The organism is Halorubrum sp. 2020YC2 (assembly GCF_018623055.1).
GTDB lineage: Archaea > Halobacteriota > Halobacteria > Halobacteriales > Haloferacaceae > Halorubrum.
Genome location: NZ_CP076019.1, coordinates 1,505,788 through 1,524,274, shown reverse-complemented (window position 1 = coordinate 1,524,274; position 18,487 = coordinate 1,505,788). Strand labels below are relative to the sequence as shown.

The following is an 18,487-nucleotide window of genomic DNA, read 5'->3' as shown; positions in this document are numbered from 1 at the left end:
CTTTCTAACCGACTGCCCCGTGGGACCGAGTGTTCAACCTCTTCTAACGCTCCTAGTCATTTATACTTAACGAATGGTAAAGGCTATGCGTATTAACGGAATTGTATGGTGAGAGATAAGAGGTATCAAGAAAGATATGACGTAAACATGCCCCTGAGAATTGACGAGAATACCGAGAAAGTGATTGATGAATTTGTATCTAAAGGTAATCTCACAACGGGCGCGCTTGTAGATTTCACAGGCCTATCCCGACCGACTGTAACAAAAAGGCTGGATCGTCTCCACGCTGCGGAGTTTGTTGAATATGTTCATGAACCAACAGCACTCTGGCAACTCACTAAAGATCCTAGAACGAATTGAGCCATCTTTCAAATTTACTCTTTTTCTCCGTGAAGGAGGGAACTTATATCAAAATTCTGTCATTTACAATACGTCTGAATCCTACTCATGTTTGGCTAAAAATCGGTTCTATGTACTAGCGATCGATAATTCAGATGGACGGGTCTGAGCAGTAATATAGGTTCTTTGAATCACTACGGCCAATCTGGGTGGTAGTCTGGCCGGACACGCTCGTGGACTTGATGTCCAAATCCAGTGGGTTCGAGCTCGCCACGGCTGTTTTCGTATGCGAGATCAAGATGAAGCGCCCACGAAAGATGAGTCTGGGCCTTCTTTTTCCAGGAATTAATACTTTCGACGTTCTGGTAACCTTCGAGATGATCGATCCGGTCACGGAAGCCCTGTGCCCGGGCATCAGTCTCGGTATCCGCAACTGTCGTCGTTGCCAGTAGGTTCACTGTTGCGAGCATCGGAACCCAGTTCCGCTCAAACAACAACTGGCCGAACACGGATTGCTCAGTTTGTGATAGAGTTCCTTTTGCACCTAATCCGGGTTCCCCATCTAGCCCTTGTTGATTCGCCTGCTCGTAGTCTCGTGCTAACCACATCCCCTGTGGACTAAGAGTTCCTCGCTCAGTTATCAAGCGCAGTTTTTCGGGCCCCAACAGTGTCATCAACTGGTTCACTTTGTTCCGATGACCTTCCGAAGCTAACTGCTCGGACACCTCTTCTGAGGATTCATCGGCCGCTTCCCAGTGTGCTTTCAGGATTTCACACGCGTACGGTAGGTCTCCCCATGTTGGCTGAGCCCCCGAGAGATGCGGTGAGTCTATTGCCTCTGGATCGTACATGGGTCTATGTATTTTCGGACTGGTAATATGTCTGAGGGTCGCCGGTGGATAGAGCGCAACGTATAGATGTGTCCCCACCTCGTCTGTTCATAACCAGACTAGATATGGAACAGACTGTACATGAAGTCCGTAACGGACAGCAATACGTCGTCGGCGACGTCGGAGAGGTCCTACCAGCCATCGAGGAGGATGCCCACGTTATCTATCTCGATGACGCGTGGGCGCGCCCACAGCGGGGCGATTGGTATGGTGTTGAATACGAGACCACGGCTTCGTACCTAGTAATAACAGTGAGCACGACGGTATCACCACTACAGACATTATCGACCTCTGTGAAGACGCCTTAGTTGATGGTGGGTGGCTGATTGCGGACGCTGACGATGGCTACTCCCACGCCTCATCGATTACATTCGTGAGAACTGGGGAGATGTCGCCGCCAGCTACAAGGGCGGAGGATACCGTCGGATTGGCGGCGTTACGTTTGTTTCCAAATCGGGAGATCCAGACTGTAGTACCCCTGGGATGTATCTTTCAAACGGTGGCTATCCAGTTGTGTTTGCCCACAAGGGTGAGACGGATCGGAAAACGTCCGTATCCGCTCGACAGATTACCCCGCAAGCCTCCTTCGACGGCGATTGGGGCAGCGTAAAACCGATTGAGCCTTACCGGAATTGGATAGACGGACTCATGAACGAGGGAGAGCACCTAATTGTTCCGTGCGCTGGGACTGCTCCCGCCGCGATCGGTGCAGAGGAACTATTTGGCGATAATGTTCGATATACCTGTATTGATAATGAACCAGAAGCTCTAGAAATGTTTAAACAGCGGCGGGCAGAGGCCAACCTGCCAAAGAAGAGCGTTTCTTCCTACGATTAAATCGCAGGATAGGCCCACTGAGAACCCGGGGGTTCTTTTTATTGGCAATCAAGGGCCTACTATGGCGGTTGAGCAGGTCACAGGTGTCCGAACGGATTCCGTTATCATTCTAAAGGACCCCCTCACGAGCGAAAATGCGGCCGGCAATCAGATGGGATACCTCCGATCGCTGCCGTATCTCTTTCAGGAAGGCATCGCACAATACACGTTCCCTCCAGGATGGCTCAGGAAGATGTCGAACGAGACATTTGACGAGGTGCTCCAGGAAAAAGAAAATGAAGATGACTCTTTGTTTGAATACTGCGCGCTTCCTGATTTTCCGTTCAACTATACGCTTATTGATCAAAAAAGACGGCTGATGATCTTACTTTCCAACACATATGCCAGATAACTAACCAAGAGACTGACGAATACAGTTCTGCCCGAACTACACACAAACTATTACGAGCGTATTTGGATGGAAGAATCGAGGAACTCTTTCTTGTTACAGATCGTGCGTCATTCTCTCTTAGTGACACTACCACATACAAACCCCTCCGCGAGGAACTCGACCACGCAGAAGTTCTCTCCTACGAAAAGATTGCGAAGCAGTATATTCGCAGTCAATTCGATAGTCCAAGCATTCCATTTGCGAAGACGCTCAACATCTGGCTCCACCACGCTGCTGATGATTATCATGAAGTGATGAGCAGGCAACCCCAACGCATTGGAGATCTTTTTGAGTTCGACGTACTGGAACCGGGAGTTCGGACGTGGGACCTGTTCGAGTTTTTGGCAACAGAAGTTTCACGGGACAGCATTGAGCACATCAACGCGGTAGTACGTCCGTGGATCGAATCCGACATCACCAAAGTTGAGGCAAACATTCGCAACGCCCTCCAAGAGTTTGATTACGATCGGGAAGCAGTCCGGACATTCAGAGAAACGGGGGATCGCTCAGCGTAACCAATTTATCATAACTCCACGTGGTAACGTAATTCTCCGGTAAACGACAACGAGCGAATGATTCTTAACAATCGACTCTTGTTAATGATATCAAGCGTGATGCCATAGTGTACGCAACCACCACATTAGCCAATCGCACCTGACCATGCCAATTCTCACGCGAAATGTTACGGGAGGAGACCTGTTTGCAATCAGAAAGACAATCTCCGACGAAGCCCCTATTACAAAAGACGAAGTGGTTGAGTTGTATTTCCCGGGAGATGTATCTGATCCACAAACGTCAGATCAGCGAAAGCCAATTCAAGACGCCATTGAATTCCTCGCTGAAAGCAATCAAATACAGCACTCCGACACAGGGTACGAACTGACGGAGACCGCCGTCGAGTTTGACGACGCCCACCTCAGTTTACTACACGGTATCCGAACCGCGGATGGCGAAGAGAGTGCCTACAATGATGTCTTGGAATGTCTCGCAGAGCAGTCTGCTGTGCTGGCTGACAGGAGTGGGGAACTCATCGACGAAATGAGTGATCGCGTCCCGTCCGCTAACTGGAACGAACAAAAACTCCGGTACTGGGCCCGGGTGATGGAGGAAATCGGGGTCACCAAGGAGGTGTATGGCGACGAGATGACGACGATGTTCGGCCCTAACCGGAGCCTTACACTACGGGTGTTAGTCGACGTGACTGAAAACAGGACAGCGCCGCTGGCCACTGTTTTGACAGATATCGATGAGGACTATCTTCCAGTTATCGGCGACGGGATGGAGATAGCACCGTATTTCGAACGGACGCTGTTATCGCTCAAAGAATCGAATGACGTCCAACTTCGGACAGTCAGTGATATCGGACAGAGTGTTGATATCGACGGCACTGGTTACAGCGCGATCGAGGTAATGAGTAATGAGTGAGACGAGCAGCATTCGTTATCCCAAAAACTGGACACATGATGCCGTACAGACGTATCTCACACAGGAGTCTCAACAGAAGTCCCGTGAACACTTCGAGAAAACTCACGTCCCAATTCGTCGGATCAAGGTCACCCGAAACAACAGCGTTCCCGGTTTTGATGACGAATACATCGACGAAGAAACCTTCCGTGATGGGGTTGTATCGTCGGATCTCAAAGCTGACAACCGAATGTTCTTTGTGGTGGGTGAGTCTGGGAGCGGGAAGTCGGAGCTGTGCCAATGGCTACAGTACGAACTTCAAGACCGATCTGAGGTAAGCGGCGGAGATTTCACACACGTTCCAATCCACATTCCACGGCAGGTTCGTGAACCACGGGAGGTTCTCGGCCGGCTCGCTGACTACCTTGACGACGCAAATCTGGATGAAGCGAAGCAGTTGGCCAACCTTCCGCCAAGCGGTGTATTCGAGAAGACGATCGGCACAATCACGGTCGCCTTCGAAAAGGGCGATCCTGTCGTCCAACTCGTCAAGGATGACGAGTTCCGCGAGACGATTCGTGAGAACCTCGAAGAGTACGTTGACTCCTTTGACGACCCGGAGTCTGAGTTGGAGTTCGAGCCGATCTCCGAGGAGAAACTATCCGAATTGTTCGACCAGTATCCGGGGGCTAGAAACGAGTATGGTAACCAGAGAGCCTCTCCGGAGGAAGAACTGTTTGACATCATTACCCGACAGGCCAAAGACGCTATCAAGGATATGCTGTACGTCGGGGACATTAAAGAGACACTCCGCCAAATTAACGAAAGATTCCAGGAGCGCGAAGAGAGGCCCGTTCTCATCATCGAAGATCTCACCGGCTTCACGATCTTCCAACACGAAATTCTCTCGTTCTTCTCTGATCTGGGGGCGTCTAACTGGGACGTCGTCATTGGCGTGACCACTGGCATGGAGCAGAAGTTGGTGGAAGGGCGGCGCGCCGATGTTGCCTCCCAAGATACTATCAACGACCGTATCTCTGCCCGGGTTACGCTGACCGAGCAAACCGATGACGGTTCGAAGACCCTGTTCCTCGAACAAGAGAACGTCCACGTTGATCTTGCACGGACGTATCTCGTGGCGATTAAGGAAGATTCAAACTGTGAGTTCTCACCTATGCCCAGCATCTCGGAAAAAGAGATTGACGATGTCTTTGGTGAGGACCTATACCCGTTTAACGAACGATTCCTCACGCGGATCTATGAGAATCTCCAAGAAGATGAGCAGCGAAAGCAGACACCCCGCGTCTACCTGAAGTTCGTTCTAGAGGGGCTCCTCGACAACGATAAGCCGCCATTTCAGCACGCGGAACTCCTGGACACGCTAGGGAAAGTCCGGTGTATGATCACCGCCGACCACCAAGGCCTCGATCGGAACGTCCTGAAATGGTACGGGGTGGAAGATTCCGAAGCCGGGGTACAGCGCGTGGACCCTCGTATTCCAGAAACATTCGGCGTCGGGAGCGATGGCACCATTCCCCTTACGACTTCAGACACGGAATTTTGTCCAGAATGTAGCGCCCCTCTAGAGGAGACCGAGAGCGGTGCGCTCGTTTGCCGTAACTGTGACACGACTTGCGACGACTGTGGTTCCCCAATGGAGCAACGCGAGGAGTTCTGGGTCTGTACATCTGATTCGTCTCACCAGAAACCCATTGGGGGCAAACGAGAACTGTTCGAAAACCGCCTACAAGACTTGCTTGACTGGCGAGGTGAAGGTGCCACGTTCAATAAAACCTCACATATTGAGGATGGCGCTGAGCAGGCAATTCGGTTCTTTTACGACCAACCGGAGAGCTTGGTTAGGCCGGAGTGCCGGTCCAGTGACGCCGCCGTCTTACGCTGGACCAAAGGAAGTCGCAAAGTCCCGATTCACATCGACAATGGGGATAGTCCCTCCTACCGGAAGGTCGTCATCGGTCCAGAGCTACCTGAATCGCTCCTGAAGGACCTGCTTCGGATCGGTATATACGACGAAACCACGGTCGAAGAGCACGTCCAGAACGGAGCAGTAGACGCACAAAGTCTTCGCACATGGGCTGAGGGGGCTGTCTCCGAATTCCGGACGAATCTTGAGAGAGACATCAAAGAGGAATTCGGAGCCGATATCGATCAGATAGCACTCTTCGGAAAGTATCTCCTGAATATCTTTACAGGCAACGGTGCGGAATTCTCGGCAGAGGCCCTTGCCGAGCCTGTTGATATGAATCGGTTCGCAGTCACTGCAAAACCTAGTGACCTAGACGTCGACATGAGTGGATTCGATACGTATGGTGAGTCACTACTGGGGCTCTTCCATGCCCGATTCCACCTGCGGGCGAACATGGTCGATTACGAACGCCTCGAATCACACGTGAAGGCGACATCACCCAACGAACTCTGTAGTGCAGTCAAGGGAATGTCTGCCGGCATACTTGGATTCAAAATCGGTCCGACCCGAAAAGAGACAATTGATCTAAAGGAATTCCTCACACAGCCATCGCATTTCGGATTCCGATCGACCGGTCGCTCGCTTCACGAGTATGCTAGAGAAAATGAGTATGAGGAAACGCTCAATGGCCTCATGGGAAACTTCACTGAGCTCAAGCGTTTCTACGAATCTGCCGACTCACCGAGTGATATCGACCTCTTGACTGTGGAGAATGCGTACGATAGTCTACCAAGCAGGTATCCACCAGAGTCAGTAAAGACCCTCAAAGAGTTGGATGAGGATGAACGTGAAGAGTACGACAAGGCACTCGAACGAATAGATGATATCACCGAACGGCTCGAAGAGTCATACTCAATGTGGGACTTTCTCAGTGTGTACTATGATGTCGCTCAGCTAAAATACGGTTCATTCAGAGACCAATTCAAACTTCTAAAATCGTTCCGCGACGATCTGAAAGAACTCGACGGTGAACTTTTAGCACGCATCACCGAACTTCAACAGGAGATTGAAATAAATATCGATACTCAGCCGTTCGTAAATTGTCAGCAGGTAGCGTCTGACTTTCTCGACGATCTGGAGGTGTCCCAATGACGGTGCTTAACCAAATTTCGAAAATCGAAGAGCACCGCGGGGAAGCAAGCGACCTCGCGGAGAAAGCCGAGAAAACTAACGAGCGGCGAAAAGAGGCTGAACGCAAGAACAACGCGTTCCAAAGCCTCCGGTCAAAGATCGAAGATGTTCAGAGTGAATATGAGACATTTCGCAAGTGGCGGTCGCTAGCGGACGCGATGGGAGTGGCGTACGATGCTAACGCTACCGATCAACTCAAAAGAAAGATGACAACAACGCTCCGGACCGTCACCGAGACAGACTTCGACGGCTTCGAGGACGACCAAGAGATTCGGGATCTAGAAGCCGACTTCGAAGACTACAGCGCCGAGATTGACAACCAACAAGCCGATATTCAACACAAGATCGAAACGCGGTCTGACGAACTCCTCGACGAGTTGGCGACAAAACGGACGGTGTTGCGAATCCCTGACGTCGGGTCCGAAGAGGATGAACAGCTTATCGAGGAATTCCAGCAGTTCTTACGGGATCACAGAGGCGGAACTCTACATCAGGTGCCCGCAGCCCGATATAATGAGTTGGCCGAACAGTACGATGACATCGAGATTAGCTTTGATGTAGTGCAGGACGAGTACGATATCGGGGATGATGCGATGTCCGAGCTCAAGAAGCTTCTGAACAATACGCAGGTCACACTCGGAGAGATCGACGAGGACGTCCTCAACGATCTGAAAAATCTCCCACAATTCAGCCAATTACTCACGATTCAATTCAAGGAGGACACATAATGTCTGACGAGTTCAATCCGATCGAGCTTGGAACCCACGCCCAGAAGAATTACGCAAACTACCTAATTGGAAACAATCAGCGTGGCTATCAAGGTCTACTGGAGAACTTTTCTCACGACGACGATGAGAGCGTCGAACAGGCTTTCATTCGCTCGAAAGGCCCATATCTCCAAGGTGTTGCGTCGGCGGCTTGGAGCGACACGTCGTGGGAAGATTTCGCAGAGCAGGTTGAGGGTGAATTCGCGCCGAACGGTCTGGAGAAACCGCTCATCGATGCTTTCGAGGCCGAAGGTTTCGAGAACCTCCAGGTCCACCAAGAGGAAGCCATCGAGTGGCTCGCAAACGACAACCACGCCCTTATCGCCGCCGGAACGGGACGCGGCAAGACCGAAGCGTGGTTCATTCCTCTCCTCCAGTACATCCTCCGGGCGAAACGTAACCGCATCGACGACGTATCTCCCGACAGCATCAAGGCCCTGCTTACATATCCGACGAAAGCCCTCGCCCAAGACCAACTCAAGCGGTTCATAGAGTATCTTTGGTTCGTCAACCGGAAGTCAAGCCTCGCCGAGGATGAGTATATCACTATCGGCGTCTACGACGGTGATACACCGAGACGCGGCCGCCGACAGGATGGCAAGAGTACGCACAAATATCTGGAAGACTCTTTCGAATACTTCGAGCTTCCTGAGCGTATCGCTGACGGGCTCGCGGAGAGTGACGCGATCAGAGAAAACGAAGCACCGAACCTACACGTCAAAAAGGACGGACAGGAGTACTACCTCAAAACGCGTGGAGGATACGGGGGAGAATTTCTTCGATTCGTCCACCTTACCCGTGACCGTATCGAGGACGAACAGCCGGACATCCTACTGACGAACCCTGACGCGATCAACTACCGGCTGTTCAATATCAATGACAGGCAGGCTCACCGGCTCTTCGTCGACCAGCCGAAGTTTCTGGTATTTGACGAGGTCCACACCTACAATAGTCTGTTTGGTGCCCATACATCGATGCTGGTCAAACGCCTCCGGAAACTCCGAGAGGCACGTGGCGTCGACAATCCCCTCCGGATCATTGCTGCGAGCGCAACGGTCGGACAGAAGGAGGAGTTATTCCAACGACTCCTCGGTATCCGTCGGGGTGACCCGTATAGAGTTATCGAAGAACAGGTTGATTTCGATGAAGAGAATAGTGGCACTGATCGGACACCGCCCGGAGAACTTCCAGAGTTCCTCAGGACTGCGGGACTTGACAGTCAAACAGTAGAGAATGATCTCAGTCGCTGGCGAGACGGTGAAGATCCCCAGACACACGGGTGGCTGAAAAGTCTGGACGTCGATCCACAATACGGCCGCGGACCTGGTACAGTTCTTGAGAAGGCCGCTAAAGAGGGATCGCTTGGCTGTCTCGTTCATCTCCATCAAGCGCTCCAGAAGCCAAGCGACGATGCGTACGAACTACCTGACGCGCCGAGATTTGAGGACTTCGTCGAGTATGTTCAGACCACCTACGACTCCGTGACGGATAGAGAAACCGCCCAACGAGTCGCACAGAACGCACTGAATCTGTTCGAGCTCGCCGGATTTGAGGTGCGAATTCACGTGTTCAATTGGCCTGTCGACGGCTACTACAAGTGTCTTCACTGTCATCGCATCTACGCAAAACCGCAGTCATGTGACTGTGGTGAGTCACAAGGTGAGCACACTCGGTTTGTCACCAAGATTCGGCTCTGTAACAAGTGTGGCGAACAGGCGTACGAGGGGTGGTATTGTCCGGATTGCGGTGACGTCCGTCCGGTTACTCAAGAAACGGAAGGTGAGTATCTTTACGCCGATGAGCCGGAGTGCGCTCACGAGAATCACGGAACACTAACTCGTGTCTACTGGACGCCGGAGTACGAATGTATGGACTGTGGTCGAGAGGCCCGTCCATCTGAGGCGCTTGGGGCCTGCCAACAGTGTGGTGGTCAACTGACTAGGACTGGGGAGGGCGTCGTCTGTAAGAATCCCGATTGCGGTGCCACCGTCGACCGGTCAGGTAGCAACTGCCACCACTGCGGTGGAGAGCTGAAACTGGATGATGATCTCTCTTCTGAGTGTTCCAATCCCGACTGTTCACGGCACGGAGAAACTCAGGAGGGTCTCACCTGTGGAGACTGTGACAGCCACTTGGTGCCGAAACTTACCCTCCCTTGGATCTGTGCGAATAGCGATCACGGCGCAAACCACGGATCCGCACTACCAGAAGGCGGGTGTGACTGCGGTACTAGTACGTTTGTCCTCGCAGGATATTTCGACACGCAAGAAGCCGACTACTGTACCGAGTGTAACGCCGACAGGTCGGACGTGTACTACCTCCCTGGAACTGGGTGTGCAATCCATGACGACGACGCCGTTGATCGGGTTCAAAAATCATTCAATCTCCGGGTCGCGTACCTTGATTCAAGCGGAAACGTGCGATTGAGCACCCCATCGAAGGGAAAACACGCCGTTCCCTGTTATCACCGGTACCGGAATTACGATACGCTGATGCGGTCACCCATCAACACGGGCGTGACGATGAGCCAGTTTATGCTCCGGGAACTGGCCGACGCGAAATCAGCGACTCAACGACAGGCCAAACTCATGTCTTTTGCCGATTCCTACCGGGATATGGAACGGCTTGCCAACGACTTCGACGAACCCGAGCGGTTGCTATTCATCCAGCAGGTGCTGCTGTCGTACATGGCTGATGAGCGACGGGCGACACTAGAAGAAGTCATTAACGAGACGACTCAGCGGGCACGCGACTACTGGGACGAGTTCGATAACAAGGAAGACATAATCAACGATATCATCGGGTATATCGAGTGGCGTCACACGATCACCGGTCAGCTTATCGGCGGAAGTTATCGTCTGTTCAATGGAGACTTTGGCCGCGAATACGGCCGACTCGTTAGCGACGGTCTCCTGAACGTCGGGCTTGTCGATCGCCCGGAGACGCCAGCAGAACAAGCCGTCTGTCAAGAACTCCTCGATGGGAACCGCCGAGATCAGGAACAACTCATCGAATCTCTCCGTGACAACGAGGGGATTGACAGCCCAACAGAGACGATTAGCGAACTGGAGGAGCGGGGGATCATCAGGATCGAGGACCAGAGTGATCGCGTTTCGTTTACTCCGGAGACGGTCGAAGTTCGGTATGTGGATGATGATCAACCAATCCGTTATCTACACGAAGTCGATGAGTTCATCAGTGATCTAAGGGCTGAGGTTACGTCTGAGAAAGATTACAGTCAATCTATTGACTTTACAGACTCCTACGAAGATCGTGCTGACCTCTCTTCGCCGCATTTCACGCGGACGGCCTACTGGGCAACCGGCACTGATACCCGGATGCTGCTCAGTCAGGTATACAAAGGGGACTTACCAGCAGATGAGCGGCGTCGCATCGAGCATGAGTTCAAGCGTAACGCCACGCCGAATTTCCTCTCAACGGGGCCAGCGATGGAGATCGGTATCGACATCGGCGATCTGAACAGTCTGCTCTTGTTAGGTACCCCTCCGAACACGAACGCGTACCTACAGCGAATCGGCCGGGCGGGCCGCTCCAGCGGCAAGTCGTTGGTGACGACGATCAGCAAGCGCAACCCCATCGATTTCTACTATCATAAACGTCCAGACGAACTCATCGAGTCCGAGGAGAAACCGATCCCACTGAACCCGCACAATGAGCACGTCCTCAAGTCCGCGCTCACGTGGGCAATTATGGACTATATTGCCGCTTACTACGCCGTTCCTTGGGAGAAATTGGATCAGATTGAGGGGACAAAAATCAAGGCACCTGACCCGAGCGAGTGGAACCGATATAAGAAGGATTCTCCCCGCGATCAGGCACCCGACGAATTTGAGATTTTCACGAGTATCTACTACCGAAACATCCAGGAGGTGAGTGACGGAAAGTGTATGGCCGTCCTCGGAGCCATCGCCACACAAGATGAAGGAGTCCGTGTATGGCTCGAAGATCTTCTGGATTACGCCTACTGTCGGCAGTGCGGGCACATGTACGATTCGAACGTCGGAGGGAGCTGCTCCAACTGCGAGAGTACTGAAGAACTCAGTGTCGCCCGAGCAGAGTTCAGAGAGTTAATCGACGAAGCGATCGAGCAGTTCGATGAGCGGTTGGTAACCTTCGCCCGCGATTACAAGGTCGGAATCGAGGACGAAATTGGACGGCTCGAAGAAGAGAAATCCAAGGCCCGAGAAATTGTTGAGGATAGCAGCGACGATTGGGGCTGGGAAGACGATAGCGATGAAGATGATTCGCAGGATGCCGAGCGGGACCTTGACCGTATTCGGTCTCAGCTCCGGACGCTCGAAGATTTACTTAAAGATTATAAAGATGCTAACCTCGCTGATGTCCATCAGCGCTCCGCTCAGTCCGCGTTTGTTCCCCAGATGCGGGCGTTTGGCAACAGCGTCTCCGTCACGCGGCACGAATATGACTCCCAGAGTGGTGAGACACGCGCGACAGAGGATTCGAACTGGGATCGTGGTGAAGCAATGGCGTTACGCGAGATGCACCCCTACGCGTACAGTCTGAAGAGCAAGCGCGGGTACGTTGCTACCAGAGTTCATGAAGACACCGAGGGAACCCGAGAGCTAAAGAAGCGATTGGGAGACAAGCAATTGATCTGTGCGAACTGCGGTTTCGAAGGTGTCTACGAAGGCCAGGGCGGCTGTCCTGAGTGTGGCGAGACGGACGACATCCGGACAATCGAACCGATCTCGCTCAAGCGAGTCGAACTCTCGGACAAAGCCCGCCAGTTTGAGCCCGCCCGTGCGAACGAGATTTATCCACTGGCGGACTACCACACGAGTCCTCAGAGCACGTACGCTAACATTGAGACGGTCGTCGAGGAATTCGCCCCCCAGCAGCGCCTAGAACTAAAAACCGCAGCGGGAGATACGTTGGTGACTCTAGAGCATGGCAGCCTAGAAATTATCGAGACCGTTGACTCATTCACCACTTCCTATAGCGGTGGGACTCAGGATCCGGGGGACCAGCCGCTCACACTCTGTCGGGAGAGTCACTGTAATAGCGTAGTCGTTCAGCAGAACGACAAGGACCAGGTCTGCCTCCGGGATCCGCAACATGACCAGTCCGCTCAACAGGATGTAATGGTCGGGCGGACGTTCCAGACCAAGGGTATCCGCGTAAAATCGGTCAGTCCACGGGTCTCTCCCGACACACTACACACGCTGGTCCATGGTTTCCGCTTGGCACTCCAACGCATCGGCGGGATCGAAATTCGGCAGCTCAACGAATCGTACAGCGATGGCGACAACGAGGCGTTCATTTTCGAGGGGACTATCGGTGGCAACGGCGTGACGAAGCTACTATTCGACCGCTCGGAATCTACGCTTCCCGAGCTTGATGACGCTCTTGAAGTGATGAAAGAGAACATTAGCCAGTGTTCCTGCGCCGCTGGCTGTCCCGAGTGTATCTACCAGTATGGCTGTGATGAACGGAACGACGAACGTACGTTCAATAAGCAGGACATGCTAGCTGTCATCGACGACCTGTCGGCTGCGCCTGAAGACATCCAACTCGTCGCCGACGACTGACTCGTTCGCACTACCGCGGTCGAACTGATCCTCGGTTTCAAGTGAATCTCTCCGCTTTCACTCACATATGCCTACTAACCTCCCAGATTCTCTTGAGGAGCACACTGCTGGCCGTTACTGGGGTGTCTCTCCTGAGAGCATCCTGCTTTATAATAATGCGGCGATAACCGATACGGACGCGGCTTGGGAAGCGCTACGCCATTATTACGACCTCACGGTGTACGTGACTAACCACGCCGTCGATTGGGAAACGTACACGGACGCCCTCGAATCGATTATCGACGAGTGGTTTGGATCTCAAATACGGCTGCTAGCTCAGCACGCGACACCGGAGACTGCCCAGCAGTTTGTCCTCGGGGCAGCCTACGAGGCCCAAGGTGGGGAGATGCGGATTTTGCGGACCGCTCAGGAGTACGATGATGAAACAAAAAACACGGGTGTAGTGGTGTTGGCACGGCGGGATGTACAGTCGATCGCTGATGAGAAAGCAGTTAATTTACTCCGGTCTCTCGGAGCGCTCCGTGCAGCGAAGGATGGCTATGAGATCCCACGGGAAGTTGTCCGAACACTACACGGAAGTCGGAGCCTGACCAAGTCTGAAGCCTGTTGGGCAATTCTCGCCCGGATCTGCGAGGCTCACGGGGTGACGGATATCGAAACCATCATTCCTCCTCTTCTGAAGGCGTTCGATGTTGACGTTCCGGATCGTGGCCCGACTAATGTACAGGGAAGTCTCCCGGTGTATGCCGGTGACGGTCGGGTTGAAGCTTTCATTAACGAACTGTTCGCCGACGAGGCGGAGGCGGTACTTATGAAGACTGAACGGAAGTGGACTGATCGTGTTGAAAGACTTCAGAGAACCACAGGCCTCCGCCAGGCGGAGCCACCAAATGATACACCTGGTTGGCCCCTCTCCGACCGGTCAGCTGCGGTCTGTGCCGTAGCAAGCCGCCACGGACTCCCTGTCGCGGTAGATTGGCTGCTTAATAACGAGACAACTACAGATAAATTCCGACTCCATCGAGACTTGCGCGATAAAGGTTTTCAGGTGTCGCTGGATGAAGATCTCCTTGTATTTGAGACGCCGTATTCTGGACCAACAGCCTCTGATGCACTAGCCGCTTACGAAAGCTATGTTGAGGATGAACAGGACCACGCAAACTCTATTTCCACGGCCGCTCGCCAACTGGGTGGCCGACTCAACGATTTATGGAGAGATCAACGTGCGGATCTTCTGGCATCAACAATGGATCGACTGGACGACATCACCACCGCGCCCACTGAGTTCGTCTTCTCGATGTTCGATCCCGTTCACCACGCCGATAATTACGAAATTGAAGAGTATATCGGCGAAAGTCCGCACCTCTCGGAAGAAATTGACCGGATCAAAGAGTGGCGAACGAATCAACCCCATGATGCGGTTACATTTGTAGACGCGGTGCGAGAAGTCTGTTCGCGGCCACTCGAAGATGAATCTGTTTCTCCTCGATTAAGAGTCATGACCCCTTGGCTCAATTTCATTGTTAAGGAATATACTGCGCTCTTCCATCGACTACTTAAAAATGGGATCAAGATTCAACTTCTATTTCGGCTCCCAGATCCCAGTGGATGGAATAACCTCAAACAAGAATTTCTTACTCGAATTGGGGATACTCACGGCAATCTTGAATTACGGACATATACTCGCTACAAGAAGTACAAAGATCACACACAGTTACGAAAGCACAAACGGAGTGAACCTGACAGTGAGGGCGATTCATCCGTATCTGAGACGGGAATTCATGGAAAGGTGTTCATCGCTGGTACACCAGAGAATGGCGCAGCGCTTGTTGGGAGTGCTAATCTTATGGAAAATAGCTTCTACTACAATCCGGAAGCCGGTTTACACACCAGACATCCTGAGATAATTCAGACTGCGGCGGACTACTTTGACCTCATTTGGGACTTAGCTGAACCAGATTCAATTGATGAATCGGTGTATACCGGGAAGACGAACTTCGAGTTCTATCCCAAGGTGTACCGACCATAGTTACACGACACTAATCAGATACCCCCGCCAACCAAGTATTGAGGAAGGGTCATATTGCCCATCTGAATTCAGTTCACACTTTCAACATACCGTATCAGAAAATCCGACTAATGGTGGACTGGGTAGATGAGATACATCTAAATGTGTTTAGCCAAACTCAACGCTAGTGAACTCTCTATGAGGTTCTACGTTCCCGAATGGGAGGATGCGGTCGACGCCCATTACGATTATATACATGACGAACACTCAGCGTTGAACAAGACAAAGCGGGAACGGCACTTCATCTGGGATATTTTTGATTACGAATCGACTCCAATCGATGGTGTACTCGTTTCACGTGAACAGGCTGAAGGCAGCCAGACAAAGTTCGATCGTATTACAGAGTACGGAGTTTACAATGATCCTCAACTCAACATTCCAAACTGGCTGCCGACGATTAGTGACTGCGGTGCGTGGGGTTACAAATCTCTCCCATTCCCGCCCTACGGCAACGCAAATATGCTGGATTTCTACGAGAAAATGGATGTCGATGTCGGGGTTACTATCGACCATCTCGTCCTTGGGTCGGGTAAAGAGAAGGGGCGTCTTTACCTAGACAAGCGTGCTTTTCGTTCCGAGTTCGGTGAGAGTGATCTTCCACCACAACTCACAGACAAAGTCGATGTTATGATCGAGGAGTGGCCGAGTGAATGGCCCGACATAGTCTCCCAGCGTGAACCTTCGATTTGTAACCTCCACGCTGTTGACCCCTTCACTGTAGAGGACTTCGAGGGCAGCACTCTCGAGATTCTTCAGCGGATGGACGAGGATCATCGAGCAGTCTACCGCGAAGATGATAAGTGGAAGCGATATGAGATGACGCTGGAAAACGCCCGGAAGATGGGAGATCTGTACCAAAACGGAGACTGGTCGTTCCGCCTTATGGCTGCGTTCCAGGGGTGGAATCCGACTACATACGGAGAGGCACTCGATGAGGTCTTGAAGATGGGGTATCAGTACGTCGGCATCGGTGGTGTTGCTGGGAGTCAACTCAAGCAGGTAGAGGAAATTGTCACAGAGGTAGGGCACCGAATAACAGAGTTCGAGTCAGAACACGAGACTCGGATCGATACCCACGTATTCGGATTCGCAAAGACGGATGGCTTCGAGACGATCGGTCGGGCACAGATGTCTTCGATAGACAGTGCGAGTATGCTCCGAGCGGCGTGGACAGGCGGAAACAATTATCACTTAAACCCTGACGAGCGTTTCGATGCCATCCGCGTTCGGTACGCGAAACCCGGTGACGCGCTTGAGATAGCCGTCAAAAAGTCGATGCTCGGTCAAGAGGTGTTACATGCGTTACGCGCTTTCGACGACGAAGACTCTATTTCGAGTCGGATACGTGGCTGGTACGCGGAAGCGGACCTTGTGCTTGATACACTCGTTGACTACCTAGAGGAACACCGACACGATGAAAGATACGATGCGAGACTACTCCGAGAGGTCACTTCCGAGTTCCGTGATGATTTCGATCATGGGTACGAACTACAGGCGAGTTTCAGTGATGATGTCCGGAAGAGCCTCGTAAAGTTGCTGCGTGCGGATGACGCCGACGACCCGACTGACTTTGACGAGTACCTAGACATCATTAGTATCGCTCGTGAGGTCGTTGATGAGTTCCCACGAACTGCCGATCGCGTAGAAGCGCTCGAAGAGAAATCCGGCGAGGTAGCGACGTTCAAACAGATCTGGACGGTGTTAGAGAGCTACGCGACATCAGAACTGATCGATGACGAAGATCTCCTTGAAGGGTACCGGGAGACGCTTCGTTCCCGTCCATGGGATCGGTGTGATTGCCCGATCTGCGAGGATTTGGGTATTGAGGTTGCGATATTTCGGGGGAACAACCGAAATCGCCGCCGTGGGTTCCATAACACGTACCGGTTCTATCAGAAATTCAAACACGATCTGCCGAAGATGCTGGTTGTTGTGCCTGCCGATAGCTCTCTATTTGGTCGAGATACTGTAGAAGAGTATCTATCAGACAGGTACGAAGATCTCTGGGAGGCAGTACATGATGTCCCAGTCGCGGAAATTGGTGTTCTTGACGCAAATGGTGTTCATGAGTGGTCGGAACCAGGACCCACAAGCATCTCTCTCGATCCTATCGGGATCTCAGAAGAACTTGAACGAAAGGCCGGTCGTTACGACACAGTCCTCTATTACGATCCCGAAGGGGAGACACGGTTTGATATCGATTCTGTCGAGTTCGTGGACAAGGCGCAAGGAGTCCGGGACCGGATCCTACAGAGGCTGGGATACGAATCTGACTTTACTCCGAGCAGAGACGTACAGATCCAATTGGAGGAGTTCTGAATGCGGATCCTGATTATCGATCAGTGCTCTGGGACAAAGTCTCACCCAGCAGATCATCCTATTGTAGATCAGGAAGAGACACAAAACGAGGATGCGGAGAGCCTCCTACAGAGTTTAGGTATCGAGGGGATTCGAGCGAAGGACCTGTACGACGGTAAGCAGCAACGCCGAATCACGGAGGCAATCCATGCGCTTACGACAAAAGGTCACAGTGTGGAGCGATTCTTCGTCAGTGCGGGCTTCGGACTCGTCAACGAGGACCAGCGTCTGCCTCCGTACGAAGCCACGTTTAATTCGATGTCCCAAGCGGAGATTGCGGAACGGGAGGAACGGTTTCAGCTTACTCAGCGGTTGAGAGAACTGATTGATACTGGGGGCTTTGATGTCGTCTTTCTCGCTCTCGGGGCGAAGTATTACGATACGATCGATCTTAACGGGCTTCTCAGTTCCACGCCGGTAGAAACGACTGTCGTCCTGTTTAATCAGGAAGGAATGGAAGAGAGATACGAACAGGCTATTTCTGTACCTGCACGAACCGAGGAAGGCAAAAAGTTTGGCTCAACAGTAGTAGGTCTGAAAGGGACTTACCTCAAGAATTTCTCCGCTGCTCTCTGTGGCTCAAAAGACTCGGTCACTCCTAATGAAGCGGCTGAGTACTGTCTAACTGATTCCTCAGCGAATTCTCAATCTGGGATTGACAACTTTTCTTGATCGGTGTAGAATCTCTGTACGTTTGGATTCCTTG

At 52.2% G+C, this 18,487-nt stretch carries 11 protein-coding genes; 10 read left to right on the top strand and 1 reads right to left on the bottom strand.

Features of this window, described 5'->3' with window-relative positions; translation table 11 throughout:
* Positions 1-105 precede the first annotated feature (105 nt).
* Positions 106-360, top strand: coding sequence for a helix-turn-helix domain-containing protein (locus KI388_RS07490; protein WP_251133239.1), 255 nt, complete (start codon positions 106-108; stop codon positions 358-360).
* A gap of 173 nt (positions 361-533) precedes the next feature.
* On the opposite strand, the gene KI388_RS07485 is transcribed toward KI388_RS07490, so the two are convergent.
* Complete coding sequence (locus KI388_RS07485) at positions 534-1,190, bottom strand: hypothetical protein (protein ID WP_215088693.1); 657 nt, start codon at positions 1,188-1,190, stop codon at positions 534-536.
* 937 nt (positions 1,191-2,127) lie between these two features.
* Here KI388_RS07485 and KI388_RS07480 point away from each other — a divergent pair.
* The 9 genes from KI388_RS07480 to KI388_RS07440 all read left to right on the top strand — a co-directional run bounded on the left by KI388_RS07480 (position 2,128) and on the right by KI388_RS07440 (position 18,453).
* Positions 2,128-2,457, top strand: a complete 330-nt coding sequence (locus KI388_RS07480; protein WP_215088692.1) for a hypothetical protein — start codon at positions 2,128-2,130, stop codon at positions 2,455-2,457.
* Positions 2,458-2,519: 62 nt separating this feature from the next.
* Entirely contained in the window at positions 2,520-3,011 is a 492-nt protein-coding gene (locus tag KI388_RS07475) for a hypothetical protein (protein ID WP_215088691.1), read from the top strand.
* Positions 3,012-3,156: 145 nt separating this feature from the next.
* Positions 3,157-3,921 carry a hypothetical protein gene (locus KI388_RS07470; RefSeq protein WP_215088690.1) on the top strand — a complete coding sequence of 255 codons (765 nt, stop codon included), beginning with the start codon at positions 3,157-3,159 and terminating at the stop codon, positions 3,919-3,921.
* Positions 3,914-6,979, top strand: a complete 3,066-nt coding sequence (locus KI388_RS07465) for an ATP-binding protein (RefSeq protein WP_215088689.1) — start codon at positions 3,914-3,916, stop codon at positions 6,977-6,979. Before KI388_RS07470 ends, KI388_RS07465 begins: the two co-directional genes overlap by 8 nt.
* Complete coding sequence (locus tag KI388_RS07460) at positions 6,976-7,746, top strand: hypothetical protein (RefSeq protein WP_215088688.1); 771 nt, start codon at positions 6,976-6,978, stop codon at positions 7,744-7,746. Before KI388_RS07465 ends, KI388_RS07460 begins: the two co-directional genes overlap by 4 nt.
* Positions 7,746-13,355, top strand: a complete 5,610-nt coding sequence (locus tag KI388_RS07455; protein WP_215088687.1) for a DEAD/DEAH box helicase — start codon at positions 7,746-7,748, stop codon at positions 13,353-13,355. The genes KI388_RS07460 and KI388_RS07455 overlap by 1 nt, the downstream gene beginning before the upstream one ends.
* 67 nt (positions 13,356-13,422) lie before the next feature.
* Positions 13,423-15,384 (top strand): phospholipase D-like domain-containing protein, encoded by a 1,962-nt coding sequence (locus KI388_RS07450; RefSeq protein WP_215088686.1) that lies wholly within the window; start codon positions 13,423-13,425, stop codon positions 15,382-15,384.
* Positions 15,385-15,561: 177 nt separating this feature from the next.
* Entirely contained in the window at positions 15,562-17,742 is a 2,181-nt protein-coding gene (locus KI388_RS07445; protein WP_215088685.1) for a queuine tRNA-ribosyltransferase tRNA-guanine transglycosylase, read from the top strand.
* Positions 17,743-18,453 (top strand): DUF6884 domain-containing protein, encoded by a 711-nt coding sequence (locus KI388_RS07440; protein WP_215088684.1) that lies wholly within the window; start codon positions 17,743-17,745, stop codon positions 18,451-18,453.
* Positions 18,454-18,487 lie beyond the last annotated feature (34 nt).

Bases quoted from the DNA above. Each gene is read 5' to 3' on its own strand.
- KI388_RS07490 (WP_251133239.1), top strand. From the start codon at position 106: ATGGTGAGAGATAAGAGGTATCAAGAAAGATATGACGTAAACATGCCC.
- KI388_RS07485 (WP_215088693.1), bottom strand. From the start codon at position 1,190: ATGTACGATCCAGAGGCAATAGACTCACCGCATCTCTCGGGGGCTCAG.
- KI388_RS07480 (WP_215088692.1), top strand. From the start codon at position 2,128: ATGGCGGTTGAGCAGGTCACAGGTGTCCGAACGGATTCCGTTATCATT.
- KI388_RS07470 (WP_215088690.1), top strand. From the start codon at position 3,157: ATGCCAATTCTCACGCGAAATGTTACGGGAGGAGACCTGTTTGCAATC.
- KI388_RS07465 (WP_215088689.1), top strand. From the start codon at position 3,914: ATGAGTGAGACGAGCAGCATTCGTTATCCCAAAAACTGGACACATGAT.
- KI388_RS07460 (WP_215088688.1), top strand. From the start codon at position 6,976: ATGACGGTGCTTAACCAAATTTCGAAAATCGAAGAGCACCGCGGGGAA.
- KI388_RS07455 (WP_215088687.1), top strand. From the start codon at position 7,746: ATGTCTGACGAGTTCAATCCGATCGAGCTTGGAACCCACGCCCAGAAG.
- KI388_RS07450 (WP_215088686.1), top strand. From the start codon at position 13,423: ATGCCTACTAACCTCCCAGATTCTCTTGAGGAGCACACTGCTGGCCGT.
- KI388_RS07445 (WP_215088685.1), top strand. From the start codon at position 15,562: ATGAGGTTCTACGTTCCCGAATGGGAGGATGCGGTCGACGCCCATTAC.
- KI388_RS07440 (WP_215088684.1), top strand. From the start codon at position 17,743: ATGCGGATCCTGATTATCGATCAGTGCTCTGGGACAAAGTCTCACCCA.